The organism is Promineifilum sp. (SeqCode) (assembly GCF_041918635.1).
In the GTDB taxonomy this organism is placed as follows: Bacteria; Chloroflexota; Anaerolineae; order Promineifilales; family Promineifilaceae; genus Promineifilum.
In genome coordinates, this window is sequence record NZ_JAYRVJ010000279.1 from 1 (window position 1) to 12946 (window position 12946).

A 12946-nucleotide genomic window follows, 5' to 3' on the forward strand; every position below is an offset into this window, starting at 1 on the left:
CTTGTCTTGCCACAGCAGCACGGCGCGGGCCGAACTGACCTGCTTGCCGGGCACGGGGTAGGCGCTGACATCCCACTCCCGCGGCAGATGATCCTCGCCTATCCAGCGCACCGGCCAATGCTGCTCCGCCTTGTCGCTCAGCGTCAAGGCCACCGAGCAATGCTCACAGGGTTGCTGCCGGTTGTAGAACACGCGGAAGCACACCTGACCGGTCAACGCGCTGGGCGTTACACCCAACTCGTCTGACTTGCTCTTGTTGACGGCGACCAGCTTCCAGTCGTCGCTGATGGTGTAGATGGGGTGGGGGATGCCGTCGATGAGCGCCTGAAGGGTATCGCGCCCTTCCAGCACTTCCTGATGACGCAGCCGGAACTTCTGGAACAGCCAGGCGTTTTCCATCGCCTCGCTGGCCGAGCTGGCCAGGGAGGCGAACAGGTCAACATCCACGTCGCTGAACTCGCCATCGCGCTTGTTGTAGGCGGCCAGCACGCCCACCAGCCGGCCGCGCACCGTCAGCGGCGTCGCCAGCATGGAGCGGACGTTGTAGCCGATGGGCGAGTCGCGGGTCGGGTCATAGCGCGGGTCGTTGGCGGTGTGGTTCAGGCAAAGCGTCTGCTGCTCGCTCCAGGCCAGCCCTAACACGCCTTGGCCCTTGTCGGCCGCGGGGAAGATATGGGCGGGAATGGCCCCCTTGTAGTGGCGAACGTACTGGCAATGCAGCTTGCCGCCCTCCACCGTCAGGATCGCCGCCATTTCCACGTCAAGGATGGCGTCCACGCCGCGCACCGTCGTCGCGTAGACCTGGCCCGTCTCCAGTGTCGCCGCCACCGCCTGGCTGATGCGGTTCAGCGCGGCCAACTGGCGGCTCTGGTGGTGGAGTTGCTTCTCGAGCTGCTGCGTCCGCAGGATGGTCTTGACGCGGGCCAGCAACTCCTGCATGTAGTAGGGCTTGGTGATGTAGTCGTCGGCCCCGGCCGATAGCGCCTGGACCTTCTCGTCGTTGCTGGCCGCGGCCGTCAGCAGCACAACGCGTACATAGCGCAAGTCGGGGCGCTTGCGAATCCAGTCGAGTACGTCCAGCCCGGAGAGGCCGGGCATCCGCATGTCCAGCAGCACCAGGTCGATCTCCCGGGCGCTGCTGATGGCGCGCTCCAGGGCGGCGATAGCCTCGTGACCGTCGCGCGCGATCTCGACGCGATACCCCTCTTTGCGCGAGAGGAAGTCGGCCAGCGACTCGGCGATGTCGGCCTCGTCATCGACGACGAGGATGTGGGCGACCGCACCGGTCGCGACCGCGCCGGTCGGTCCGCGTTCGGCCGGTACGGGCAAGGGGCGTGCCGGAGCGGGCGCTGCGCCTGCCGGCGGCGCGCCCGCCACCCCCGCCGCGCTCCTGGGGAGCACCGGCGTGAGCCGGCCAGCCAACTCGCCGCCCACGTCTCTATCCACGCGTCGCCTCGGAGGAGAAGGAGTAGCCGTGACCCTGGATCGTCTTGATGTAGATGGGATCGCTGGGCGCCGGCTCGATCTTCTCGCGCAGGTTCTTGATGTGCGCCCGCACCAACTCCGGGCTGCCCGTATCGCGCGGATAGTCCCATACGTCTTGCAACAACTGCTGGCTGTTGAACACCTGATCGGCATGGCTCATCAGGTGGTAGAGCAGGTCGAATTGGACGTTGGTCAGCAGCACGGTCTGGTAGGGTGTCATCACCTTGAAGGTGCGGCAGTCGAGCACGACGTTGCCAACCGTCACCTCGTTGGCCGGCACCTCCGGCTCAGGCTTCTCCGGCGCGGCGCGGCGCAGGATGGCCTTCACGCGCAACTCCAACTCCTGCATGTTGAACGGCTTGACCAGGTAATCGTCGCCGCCGGCGCGGAAGCCCTCGATCTTGTCCTCATCCTTGGCCTTGGCGGTCAGGAAGAGCACCGGCACGTCTTGAAGCAATGGGTCGCCGCGAATCTGCCGGCAAACCTGATATCCGTCCACGCCGGGCATCATGATGTCCAGGATGAACAGGTCGGGCCGGTGTCGCCGGGCCAGTTGCATGCCTTCGATGCCGCTGCTGGCGGTCATGACCTGGTGCTCGTACATCTTCAGCGCGCGCTGCAAGGTACGCAGCACCAAGTCGTCGTCGTCAATGACAAGAATCTGGGCCATACGTCTATCCCAATGGTAAGCAGGGTTATTGACCGCGTAGTATACCCCATCCCCGTCGAGATGGCAGCTTTACCATAAACTTTTACAACAGCAGGCGCATGGGCTGCTCCAACAGCGCCTTGAGGCGTTGCATGTAGCGCGCCGCTTCCGCGCCGTCGGTCACGCGATGGTCGGCCGAGATGGTGGCTTTCATGCGCGTGCCGACCGCCAGTTGCCCATCGACTACCACCGGCACTTCCCGCGCCGACCCGACGGCCAGAATGGCCGCATCGGGCGGGTTAATGATGGCGATGAAGTGATCGACCTCAAACGCGCCGAGATTGCTGACGGTGAACGTACCGCCCTCCACGTCGTCGGGGCGCATCTTGCCCTCGCGGGCGCGGGCGATCATGGCCTTGTTATCGGCGGCGACCTTGGAGAGCGTAGAGCTGTCGGTGTCCTTCTGTACCACCGTCAGCAGCCCACCCTCCACCGCCACGGCCGAACCAACGTTGATGCGCTTGTGGCGCACAATGTGGTCGCCGGCAAAGGCTGCATTCAGATTGGGGAAGTCGCGCAAGGCCAGCGCGGCAGCCTTCACGATCAAGTCGTTGACCGTCACCTTCTGCTCGTCGGGCAGCGATTCGTTGATCTGCTTGCGCAATGCCAGCGCCGGGGCCATGTCAATCTCCGTGGTCACGTAGAAGTGGGGCACGGTGGTCTTACTCTCGACCATCCGCCGGCCGATGGCCTGGCGCAGGCGTGAGGTTGGGATGGATTCGCTGTCAGGGCCTTCGGCGACGGGTGCGGGCGCGGCCGGCTGCGCCGGAACGGGCGTAGCCGCCTGTGCCGCAGGAGCCGGCGCGGCCGGGCGTGGCGCGGCTACAAATGACTCGACGTCCGCCTTGCGGATGCGCCCCTCGGGGCCGCTGCCCTGCACCTGGAGCAGGTTGATCCCCTTCTCCTCGGCCATGCGGCGGGCGACTGGCGTGGCCTTCACCCCACCGGGCAGCGTCTCGTCCGGCGCGGCCTCGGGCGCGGCCGCCGGGGCAGGCGCGGCGGGGGCCGCGGGTTGGGCGGTGGCCGGCGCAGTCATGGATTCTGCCTCGCCCGGGGCGGGCGCGGGGGCCGCGGCGTCGGCCGCCGGTGTCAGGGTTGGTTGCGTTTCCGGCGCCGGGGCCGCAGCGGCGCCGTCGCCCGCCAGACCGGACACGTCCTCGCCCGGCTGTCCGACGATCGCCATATTGGCCCCAACTGGCACCACGTCGCCCGGGTTGTGCAGCAACTGCAACAGCGTCCCGGCGACCTGCGCTTCCAGTTCCAGCGTGGCCTTGTCCGATTCGATCTCGGCGACGACCTCGCCCTTGCTGATCGAGTCGCCGACTTGCTTCAACCAGGTATTCAGCACGCCCTCGCGCATATCAAAGCCCAGCTTGGGCATGACAATAAAGTCGGCCATTACAAAACCTCCTTCACCGCCGCGATGACACGATCCTTATTGATGAGCGCCGACTGTTCCAGTTGGCGCGAATAGGGCAAGGGAACCTCGAATTGGGCGACGCGCTTGATGGGCGCGTCCATGTAATCGAACCCCTCCTCCTGAAGCCGGGCGGCAACCTCCGCGCCGACGCCATAGGAGCGATACCCCTCCTCGACGATGACCGCCCGGAACGTCTTGCGGAATGACTCCAGCGCCGGGCCCATATCGAGCGGGCGCAGGCTACGCAGGTCGACGACTTCGGCCTCGATGCCCTCTTTAGCCAGCGCCGCTGCCGCCTCCAGCGCCACCTGCAAGCCCTGGGCATAGGCAATGATGGTCACGTCCGTGCCCTGCCGCTTGATATCCGAAACGCCGATGGGCACGACGTAGTCCCCTTCCGGCACTTCGCCGCGAATCTGGTACAGCGTGTGATGCTCGATGAAGAAGACCGGGTCGTCACTGCGAATAGCCGCCTTCAGCAGCCCCTTGGCGTCGTAGGGTGTGCTGGGCGAGACGACCTTCAGGCCGGGGAAGTGGGCGAAGATGGCGTCGGGCGTGTGGCTGTGGGTCGCGCCCAGCTGCCGGCCGCCGCCGCCCGGCGCGCGGTAGACGACCGGGACCCTCATCTGCCCGCCGAACATGTAGTGGATCTTGGCCGCGTGGTTGACGATAGCGTCGAGCGCCAGGAAGGCGAAGTTGATAGTCATGAACTCGGCCACCGGCCGCAGCCCATTCATCGCCGCGCCGACCGCGACGCCGCCAATCGCCATCTCCGAGATGGGCGTGTCGCGGATGCGCTTCGGCCCGAACTCGTCGTAAAAGCCGCGGGTGACGGCATACGTACCGCCCCACACACCCACTTCCTGCCCCATAATGAACACCCGCTCGTCGCGGTGCATTTCCTCGCGCAGGGCATCGGTAATTGCCTGCCGCATGGTAATCAGTGCCATTCTTGCTCCTGAATAATCTGCTTAATCTCCGAAATCTGCGGATGATTCTTCTTACTCTTCCACGTAAATATCTTTGAACAACGCTTCCGGCTCCGGAAACGGCGAGCTTTCCGCAAAGGCCACCGCCTCCTCGATCACTTTCTCCACCGCGGCGTCGATCTGCTCCAACTCTTCCTTGGTGGCGAACTTCTCGTCGAAGATCTTCCGCTCCAGGATGCCGATGGGGTCGTCGCCGCGCCACTTCTCGACCTCGTCCTTGGTGCGATAGCGCAGCGGGTCGCCCATGCTGTGACCTTCGTAGCGGTAGGTGATGACTTCCAGGAATTGCGGAGCCTGGCCGCCGTGGATGGCGTCGATGGCCTCGCGTGTGGCGTTGTAGACCTCGATGGCGTCCATCCCATTGACTTTCCTGGCGGGGATGGCGTAGCCAGCCGCTTTGGTGACCATGTCCGGCGCGGCCGAGGCGCGCTCCACCGACGTGCCCATGCCGTACTTGTTGTTCTCCACGATGTAGATGATGGGCAAGTCCCAGACGCCGGCCATGTTGAGCGATTCGTGGAAGTAGCCGATGTTGGTGGAGCCGTCGCCCATGTAGCAGAGCACGACCGCGTCCGTCTCTTTATACTTCTCGGCCAGCGCCAGCCCCGTGCCCAGCGGAATGTGGCCGCCGACGATGCCGTAGCCGCCCCAATAGTTGTGGCTGACGTCGGCCAGGTGCATCGAGCCGCCCTTACCCTTGCTAACGCCGGTAGCCTTGCCCAGCAATTCAGCCATGAGCGCCTTGGGATCGGCTCCGGCGATCAGGGCATGGGCGTGGTCGCGGTAAGCGGTGATGACGTGATCCTGAGAACGGCGCGCGCCGATGGAGCCGACGGCCGTGGCCTCCTGGCCGATGTAGAGATGCAAAAAGCCGCCGATCTTGCCCAGTTGGTAGAGCTCGGCGCACTTCTGCTCGAAACGACGAACCAGTACCATTTGACGGTACCAATCCAGTAGTGTGGCCTTATCCATGCATTTCTCCTTGGGAATGTGGTAGTAACGAGCTTGCTTAGGAGAAGCCTCGTCTATTCGCTGCGTGTTTAGTTGATGATGCAGGTGTTCAGCGGGACATTTGTGGAATCTATGCTGTGTATGGTCGCTTTGCCCGTGAGCCCGTTGTCGCTTGCGGAGTGTAGCAAATTAGATGAGTAATGGCGATAGGTTACTGCCGCTTGTTCGTAGTCAGACGACTCATCGCCGTCCTTGCCTCTGTAATAAAGAACGGCGATGAGTCGCCTGACTACGAACCAACCGCCACCCGTGCGCCTTCGGCCGACGGCTCCAGAATCCACATCCGGCTGGATAGCCCGGCGGCGGCGAAGGCGCCGGCCATGGCCCGGCCGATGACCTCCTGGTCGGTGGCCGTCAGAGCCAGCAGGCTCGGCCCCGCGCCGCTCAGGGCCACACCCAGGGCGCCGGCCTCGTAGGCCGCCTCGTAGGCCGCCGTCGCGCCCGGGATGAGCGCCAGCCGGTAGGGCTGGTGCAACCGGTCGGCCATCGCCACCCGCAGGCAGTCATACTCGCCGCCGTTCAGGGCGTGCAGCAGCAGGCCAAAACGACTGGTGTTGAAGATGGCGTCGGCGCGCGAGAGCGCGGGCGGCAAGATGGCCCGCGCCTCCGAGGTCAGCAGCCAGAAGTCCGGCAGGACGACCACGGCCGACAGCCGCGGCGGCTCCATGCGCCGGACGATGAGTTCCGCCGGCCCGGCGTCCGCGTCCGGCAGAATGCCCAGCACCAGTCCACCCAGCATGGCCGGCGCGACGTTATCGGGATGTCCCTCCAGCGCCACAGCCATGCGCAGCAACTCGCGCTCCGTAAAGCCACCGCCGACCACGGCGTTGGCCGCCGCCAGCCCGGCCACGATGGCCGAGGAACTGCTGCCCAGCCCGCTGCCCACCGGGATGCGGTTGGTCATGCGCACCGCCAGCGCTGCCGGCCGCCGCCCCGCCGCCCGGAAGAGCGTCTCGGCCGTCCCTATCAGCAGATTACTCCGGTCGGTCGGCACCTTGTCGGCGTCGATGCCGTCAACGGCGACCTCGTAGCGGGTCGGCCGCTCGTCGTTGTAGAGCAACAGCGGCCCCGCGCTGGAGACGACGACCTCGTTGCGCAGATCGAGCGCCAGGCCCAGGCAGTCAAAGCCGGGGCCCAGGTTGGCGCTGGTGGCCGGCACGCTGATCGAGACGGTGAGTGATTGTGAAGGCGTGATCGACATGGGGCGACATTTTACACTAGAATTGGATTAGACCTGACAGGTTTCAGAAAACCTGTCAGGTCTCAAAGGCTAAAAGCTCATGAAACTGCCGTGGGTCAACCTTTTGCTGCTGTTCCTGCTGCTGGCGCAGGCCATCACCGGCTACTTCGGCTTCACCAACGGCCGGGAGGCGGCGGCCTGGCTCCTCTGGCTGCACGGCATCATCGCCTATGCCCTGATATTGCTCGTCTTCCTGAAGGCCAACATCATCCTCGACGCCTGGCGGCGCAAGAAACGCTGGACGGGGCGGCGCGTCGGCTTTTTAGTCACGCTGGCGTTGTTGGGACTGACACTGCTCCTCGGCCTGCTGTGGACGTTCAACGGCCCCCTCTACCTGGGCGGCTTCAGCCTGGTTAGCCTGCATATCTACGTGGCCGTCCCACTCATGCTCCTCATGCTCTGGCACGCCTGGCACATGCGCTTCATCCGGCGCGTAGAGGGCGCGACCGGGCGGCGGCTATTTCTGGGCGGGCTGGCGGCGACCGGCGCGGGGTTGTTGCTGTGGCTGATCGTCGGACGGGCCAAGGCGTGGGCCGGACTGGCGGGAGCGGCGCGGCGCTTCACCGGCTCCTATGAGACCGGCAGCTTTGGCGGCGACTTCCCCGTCGTCAGTTGGATCGCCGACCGGCCGCCGCCGGTGGACGTGACTGCGTGGCGGCTGCGCGTCGAGGGGGCGGTCGAACGTCCGTTGAGCCTGAGTTACGCTGATCTGACCCAGGGGCCGCAGCGCGAACTCGTCGCCGCGCTCGATTGCACCGGCGGCTGGTACTCCGTCCAGCGCTGGCAGGGGGTGCGCGTGGGCGAGTTGCTGGCGCAGGCAGGGCTGAGCGACCAGGCGGCCAGCGTCACCTTCGTCTCCGTATCCGGCTACCGGCGGCGCTTCGCTTTGCCGGCGGCGCAGGGCTATCTGCTGGCGCTGGGCGTGATTCCCGGCAGCGAACCAGACCAGCCCGGCGCTTTCCAGCCGTTGAGCCACGGCCACGGCGCGCCGGCCCGCCTTGTCGCGCCGGGCGAACGGGGGATGGAATGGGTGAAGTGGGTGACGATCATCCGCGTCAACGAGAGCGGGCCTTACGTTCAGTCGCCCCTACCGCTCCAGTAGCGCAGTCGTAGCGCAGCCATTCCTGGCTGCGGCGGTGCTCGGTCAGGAATGACCGAGCTACAGGTTGTGCTACGATGACGACGTGGCGATCACGGTGTCGCCCAATTGCACGGTCGTCTGGCTGCGTTCGTATTCCAGCACGTTCTCGAACGCGGCGATGGCGACGGCCAGCATCTCCAGATCAGGCTCGCGCGTGGTCAGCCGTTGCATTGCCAGATTGGGCTTGGTGATCAGGCGCACCAGCGCGTTGCCCTGGTGCGCGGCGGTGAACTTCAGGAACTCATAGGCCACCCCGGCCACGACCGGCAGCAGCACCAGCCGCGACAGGATGCGCGGCAGCAGGTCGAGCGGCGGCAGCAGGCTGTAGATCAGGATGGAAATGACGACGACCGACAGCAGGAAGGCTGTGCCGCAACGCGGGTGCTCCAGTGGGAAGCGGGCCACCGATGCCGGGTTTAGTTCCGCGCCCGCCTCATAGGCGTTGATCGTCTTGTGCTCCGCGCCGTGGTAGCCGAAGAGGCGCTTCACGTCGGCCATGCGGCCGATGCTCCAGATGTAGCCGATCAGCAGCGCCAGCCGGATTAACCCCTCGATGAAGTTGACCACCACCGCCCGCCCGGCCAGCCCCAACCAGCGTTCGAAGAGATGGGCGACGAAGGTGGGCAGGACGAAGAATAGCAGGACGGACAGCGCCAGCGAGAAGGCCACCAGCGCCCACTGCACCGGCCCTTCGAACACCTTGGCCGGATCGCCGTTGGCGTCCACGTTGCCCTCTTCTTGCAGCGAGACCTCGGCCGAGAACATCAGACTCTTAATGCCCAGCCCCAGCGCGTCCCACAGGAGTGTGAGGCCGCGCAAGAAGGGCACGCGGGCCAGCCGGCCGCCGTAGATGCGCGGGTCTAGCGGCTCGGTGTGAACGACGATGTCGCCCTGCGGATTGCGCACGGCCACGGACAAGGCCCGCGAGCCGCGCATCATGACGCCCTCGATGACGGCCTGGCCGCCGTAGTTGACGGGAGTGAGCTCGACGCGGCCCGCCGCCGGGCCGTCGCCGTTGAGAGTAAATTGGCTATTGAACAACATTGGGCGGATTGTACACCGGCGACGGCTTGGCGGCTATGCCGGGTTGCCCAACTGGAAAACGTCTAATGACTCATTCCCCTCGTCGGCGATGTGGATCAGCCCTAGCTGGTGCGCGCTGCCGTAGAGTGGGAGCGCTGCGCGCCGGGCGATGGCGATCGCCTCGCCGAATTGGGCCGGGGCAAGCCCCGTCGCCAGTGTGCAGTGGGGAACCCATGCGCCGACGCGGTAGTAGGCATAGGGCTGACGGGCGTGCCAGGCGAAAATGCGGCTGTACTCGCCGTGCACCTCCAGCAGCGTGTGAGTCAGCGTGACGCCGTAAAAGAGCACGCCCTCGGCCGTCGGGAACAGGCCGATGTGGGACAGGGTGAGCCGGCAGGGCTGGCGCGCGGCGGCGAAGCGGGCCGTGGCCTCTTTTAAGGCAGCCAGTTCGACGTGGTCGCTGATGGCCAGCGTGACGTGCGGCCGGATGACGCCGTCGGCCATCGAGCTATCGACGCCGGCCGCCGCCAGCGCCTGCCACACCTCTCGCACCGCTTCCTCCGTCGCCGGATCGGGATACAACACAATTCCGTAACCCACAATGACGCTCCTTTGAAGAAGAAATGGCGACGGATTTTGACGGAAACGACGGATGACTCACTTAACTAGGAAGCGATCCGTTCCTAATCCCTCTCATCCGCCCCAATCCGTCGCCATTTGTTCTAAATCAACGCGAGAACGATGAGCAGAATCCAGCCGACGCCCAGGTAGATGCTGAGCCAGCCCAAGGCTGCGCCCATACCTGCCTTGCCGCGCCCGCTCTGCTCCAGCACCGCCGGTAGGTTCAGGTACCAGTTGGCCCGCCGCCCCTGGCGCAACGCGCCGAAGCCGGCCAGCATGGCGGGCAGGATGCCCAGCACCGCCGCCAGGGCGATAGTCAGCGGCGTCAGCGTCTCGCGGATGCGGTCGAGTAGGCTGGCGTCGGTCTGGTTGAGCAAGCCGGGCAGCACCAGGATGAGCAACGGCACGACGTTTAGCGCCAGGCCGATCAGCCCATAAGTCAGGCTGGAGTTGGCCGACTTTTGCGCGTTGTTGCGCATCTCCGGCTGCACCGCCTCCAGCGTCAGCGGCCGGCCGCAATTGGGACAAAAGGCGCTGCCGCGCAGGGCCGGCGTAAAGCAAACGTTGCACATGATCACGAAGCCGGAGCGATCAGTGAAAACCTGCGGATCGACCTTCAGTTCGAGCAGCATGTTCTGGCGGTTCTTCACCAGGACGCCGGGATTGTCGGGGATGGCGATGGGCGCGTCGAGCGATGGGCCGACGGCTCGCGCCGGATCGCCCTCGACCACGGCGGGCAGGGTGTTCGATTGCTCTTCCACGACAGCCGGCAGCGACGAGCCGCTCCCGCCGCCCGACAGCAGATTGCGCGCCTTGACGGTTAACTCCTGGCGTTTGGCGCGGTTGGCCTGCTGGCGCTGGAGATCGACCCACTGCATGGTCGCGTTGGCCTGCACGCGGCCGCCGTCGCGCACGTAGGTGGCGATGAGCTGCAACAGTTCGCGCGCCTTATCCACGTCAGGCGCGTCCAGTTCGAGCTGGCACGTGTGCTCGAAGGCGCGCACGCGGACGACCACCTCCTGCTTCTGGAAACCCAGCCAGCGCGAGACGGTGGCGACGATGACGCCGCTCTCTTCGTTGTAAGTCTGGAGCGCCGCGCCCAGGTTGGCCAGCGCGAACAGGGCGCTGCGCATTACGATGGTCGAATTGACGGGGAAGGCTCGAATTTCGGTGACTGCCATGAGAGAATTATATGCCGACACGTGCCAATCCGCGAAAATCAGCGTCCCTATCCGCGTTCATCACGTCCTATTCCGTCACTGCCACCGCCAGGCTCTCGTCGGTCTCGACACGAACCCCCATCTGCTCGATGTCGCGCAGGAAGCGCGCCGGCTCCACAATGTGCGCCTGATACCACAGCCCCGGTCGCCGCGCCTCGCCCGATAGCCACTGCTGAATGCAAGCCGTCACCGGGATGGCCGTGAACTCGTAGCCGTCCTCGTGGAACAGGCTGATCGTCGACGTTCGCGCGACGCCGTCGATCAGGCCCGACGCCTCCACGCGCAACACCATGCCGAACGGCGACCGGGCAAAGCGTCGCATGCTCCAGAACAGCAGCCGCGACATCGGCCCCAGCAGCCGTTCTGGCGCGACCTTCAGCCCGGCCATAACCACGGGCGAGACGAGCCAGTCGGTGATGGGGTTAAACCCAGCGATGAAGAAGCCCGTCTCGCGCAGATCGGGCAGCATCTCCGGCAGCGGCTCCATCTCGGCCAGCGGCATGGCAATGCAGGCCCGCCGGCCGAAGGGCGGCCCAAAGTCGAAGTAGACCGGGCGCATCATGTCCATGCCGTTTAGTGTCTGCCAGCGCCCCTCGCGGAACACGCGGCCCTCAAAGCCAATAAACTCGGCAGTGAATTCCTCCATGGTTGCCTGGCCCAGATCGAGCGCCGCCCAATCCACGCTGACGACGCTGGCGACGGCGGCCCGCTCCAGCCGGTCGAAGCGCGGCGCGACGTAGCGCGCCAGGGCCGCCGGCAGGCCGGGGTGGAAACCGCCATCGGTGATGAAGCAGCGGCCGGCCCGCTCGATCTCCGGGGCCAGGCGGCGCAGGACGGCTAACTTCTCGGTGGAGTACTGGATATCGAGATAGTCGGCTCCCGCCGCCAGCGCCGCGCGCGCCACCGATTCGCAATGGGCGGCCGTGCTGGAGGCGACCAGCGCCAGATCGGCCCCGGCCAGGGCGCGGGCCAGACCAGAGCTGTCAGCCGCGTCGGCATAAGCGGTTTCAACGCGGGAGAACCCCGTGTTATGGTTCAGTTCGTCGGCCAGCGCTTGGCCCTTCTGGGGGTTGCGACCGGCCAGCACCAGGTGGCAATCGGTCTGGGCGAACAGATGGCGGGCAAGCAGGCGGCCGGTCAACCCGTAGCCGCCGAGGATGAAGATGGTAGTCATGTGACAATCCCTCCACCCTCTAGCATAGGCGCAACGCGCTCCGCCCGATAGTGTCCTTTAGCACGTTTGCCCCATGATCTTTGTCAGGGACTAGGGGCTAGGGAACAGAGCTTCTTCCTAGTCCCTAGCCCCTAGCACCTATTTTCGGTATAAAGGAGCGCATGCCAATCCTGAAACGAGGCGGGGCTGCCCGCTCGGACGAATTCGTCAGCACAGTTCCCGCAGCCGGCGTGCGTGAGGGGGAGATGACCACGGCCCGCGTCAACGGCCGCAAGGTTATCCTGACCCGGCATGAAGGGCAGTTGTACGCCATCGACAGCCTGTGCCCGCACGCCGCGGCCGACCTGAGCCAAGGCTCGCTGCACCGCTGGCGACTCTGTTGCCACGAGCACGACTACTGCTTCGACCTGCGCACCGGCCGGATCGTCTGGCCGGAAGACGAGATCTACCGCCTGCGCCGCTACGAGGTCAAGGAGGAGGATGGCGTCGTGAAGGTGCGCCTGAACCCAATCTAGGAATTATGAATTAGGAATTAAGAATTAGGAATGTGCTGCACTGAGCGGCTCTGATTCCTAATTCCTAATTCTTAATTGGTTGGCGCGGGGCCGGGGACGAGGCGATAGATCGCGCCGTGGGCGTAGTCCGTCAGGAATAGCTCCCCGTTGACATCCTCGCCAAAGGTCGAGATCACCAGCGCGCTGTCGTGCACCAGGTCGGCCCGCCAGCGCTCCCCTTCCGGGAATAGCCGCCAGATGATGCCGCTGCAGTAGTCGGCGACGAAGTAGTTGCCGGTCATCTCGGGCTGCGCCTGGCCGCGGTAGACGTAGCCGCCGGTGATGGAACAGCCCTGCGAGTGGTCGTACTCGAAGATAGGCAGCACCAGACCGGTCTGGTCGCACGTCTCCGCCTGGAA

At 65.4% G+C, this 12946-nt stretch carries 12 protein-coding genes and 1 pseudogene; 2 read left to right on the forward strand and 11 right to left on the reverse strand.

The window, feature by feature from the left end:
- The 6 genes from ACE3UY_RS09155 to thrB all read right to left on the reverse strand — a co-directional run.
- A partial coding sequence (locus ACE3UY_RS09155) for a response regulator (RefSeq protein ID WP_374687239.1) occupies window positions 1–1446 on the reverse strand: 1446 nt, incomplete at its 3' end.
- Window positions 1439–2155: a response regulator transcription factor gene (locus ACE3UY_RS09160; RefSeq protein ID WP_374687240.1), complete on the reverse strand. Its 717-nt coding sequence runs from the start codon at window positions 2153–2155 to the stop codon at window positions 1439–1441. The genes ACE3UY_RS09155 and ACE3UY_RS09160, both read right to left, overlap by 8 nt.
- Window positions 2156–2237: 82 nt before the next feature.
- Window positions 2238–3593, reverse strand: coding sequence for a dihydrolipoamide acetyltransferase family protein (locus ACE3UY_RS09165; RefSeq protein ID WP_374687241.1), 1356 nt, complete (start codon window positions 3591–3593; stop codon window positions 2238–2240).
- Window positions 3593–4564 carry an alpha-ketoacid dehydrogenase subunit beta gene (locus ACE3UY_RS09170; RefSeq protein WP_374687242.1) on the reverse strand — a complete coding sequence of 324 codons (972 nt, stop codon included), beginning with the start codon at window positions 4562–4564 and terminating at the stop codon, window positions 3593–3595. Before ACE3UY_RS09170 ends, ACE3UY_RS09165 begins: the two co-directional genes overlap by 1 nt.
- Window positions 4565–4615: 51 nt before the next feature.
- Window positions 4616–5575, reverse strand: coding sequence for a pyruvate dehydrogenase (acetyl-transferring) E1 component subunit alpha (gene pdhA / locus ACE3UY_RS09175; RefSeq protein ID WP_374687243.1), 960 nt, complete (start codon window positions 5573–5575; stop codon window positions 4616–4618).
- A 268-nt stretch (window positions 5576–5843) separates the two neighbouring features.
- Window positions 5844–6815, reverse strand: coding sequence for a homoserine kinase (gene thrB / locus ACE3UY_RS09180; protein WP_374687244.1), 972 nt, complete (start codon window positions 6813–6815; stop codon window positions 5844–5846).
- A gap of 79 nt (window positions 6816–6894) precedes the next feature.
- On the opposite strand from thrB, the gene ACE3UY_RS09185 reads away from it, so the two are divergent.
- A complete protein-coding gene (locus ACE3UY_RS09185) occupies window positions 6895–7956 on the forward strand; it encodes a molybdopterin-dependent oxidoreductase (RefSeq protein WP_374687245.1) in 1062 nt (353 codons plus the stop codon).
- A gap of 69 nt (window positions 7957–8025) precedes the next feature.
- On the opposite strand, the gene ACE3UY_RS09190 is transcribed toward ACE3UY_RS09185, so the two are convergent.
- From ACE3UY_RS09190 to ACE3UY_RS09205, 4 genes are all read right to left on the reverse strand, one after another.
- Window positions 8026–9039: a DUF1385 domain-containing protein gene (locus tag ACE3UY_RS09190; RefSeq protein WP_374687246.1), complete on the reverse strand. Its 1014-nt coding sequence runs from the start codon at window positions 9037–9039 to the stop codon at window positions 8026–8028.
- A gap of 33 nt (window positions 9040–9072) precedes the next feature.
- Window positions 9073–9618: a 2'-5' RNA ligase family protein gene (locus ACE3UY_RS09195; protein WP_374687247.1), complete on the reverse strand. Its 546-nt coding sequence runs from the start codon at window positions 9616–9618 to the stop codon at window positions 9073–9075.
- A 122-nt stretch (window positions 9619–9740) separates the two neighbouring features.
- Complete coding sequence (locus ACE3UY_RS09200) at window positions 9741–10820, reverse strand: hypothetical protein (protein ID WP_374687248.1); 1080 nt, start codon at window positions 10818–10820, stop codon at window positions 9741–9743.
- 67 nt (window positions 10821–10887) lie between these two features.
- Window positions 10888–12033: a saccharopine dehydrogenase family protein gene (locus tag ACE3UY_RS09205; RefSeq protein WP_374687249.1), complete on the reverse strand. Its 1146-nt coding sequence runs from the start codon at window positions 12031–12033 to the stop codon at window positions 10888–10890.
- A 161-nt stretch (window positions 12034–12194) separates the two neighbouring features.
- On the opposite strand from ACE3UY_RS09205, the gene ACE3UY_RS09210 reads away from it, so the two are divergent.
- Window positions 12195–12548, forward strand: coding sequence for a Rieske (2Fe-2S) protein (locus ACE3UY_RS09210; protein WP_374687250.1), 354 nt, complete (start codon window positions 12195–12197; stop codon window positions 12546–12548).
- Window positions 12549–12619: 71 nt separating this feature from the next.
- On the opposite strand, the pseudogene ACE3UY_RS09215 reads toward ACE3UY_RS09210, so the two are convergent.
- Window positions 12620–12946, reverse strand: a pseudogene (locus ACE3UY_RS09215) (glucose dehydrogenase); the annotation flags it as partial.

Excerpts from the sequence above, each read along its gene's own strand:
- ACE3UY_RS09170 (WP_374687242.1), bottom strand. The coding sequence starts at position 4,564 with ATGGCACTGATTACCATGCGGCAGGCAATTACCGATGCCCTGCGCGAG.
- ACE3UY_RS09190 (WP_374687246.1), bottom strand. The coding sequence starts at position 9,039 with ATGTTGTTCAATAGCCAATTTACTCTCAACGGCGACGGCCCGGCGGCG.
- ACE3UY_RS09210 (WP_374687250.1), top strand. The coding sequence starts at position 12,195 with ATGCCAATCCTGAAACGAGGCGGGGCTGCCCGCTCGGACGAATTCGTC.
- ACE3UY_RS09200 (WP_374687248.1), bottom strand. The coding sequence starts at position 10,820 with ATGGCAGTCACCGAAATTCGAGCCTTCCCCGTCAATTCGACCATCGTA.
- thrB (WP_374687244.1), bottom strand. The coding sequence starts at position 6,815 with ATGTCGATCACGCCTTCACAATCACTCACCGTCTCGATCAGCGTGCCG.
- ACE3UY_RS09185 (WP_374687245.1), top strand. The coding sequence starts at position 6,895 with ATGAAACTGCCGTGGGTCAACCTTTTGCTGCTGTTCCTGCTGCTGGCG.
- pdhA (WP_374687243.1), bottom strand. The coding sequence starts at position 5,575 with ATGGATAAGGCCACACTACTGGATTGGTACCGTCAAATGGTACTGGTT.
- ACE3UY_RS09160 (WP_374687240.1), bottom strand. The coding sequence starts at position 2,155 with ATGGCCCAGATTCTTGTCATTGACGACGACGACTTGGTGCTGCGTACC.
- ACE3UY_RS09165 (WP_374687241.1), bottom strand. The coding sequence starts at position 3,593 with ATGGCCGACTTTATTGTCATGCCCAAGCTGGGCTTTGATATGCGCGAG.
- ACE3UY_RS09205 (WP_374687249.1), bottom strand. The coding sequence starts at position 12,033 with ATGACTACCATCTTCATCCTCGGCGGCTACGGGTTGACCGGCCGCCTG.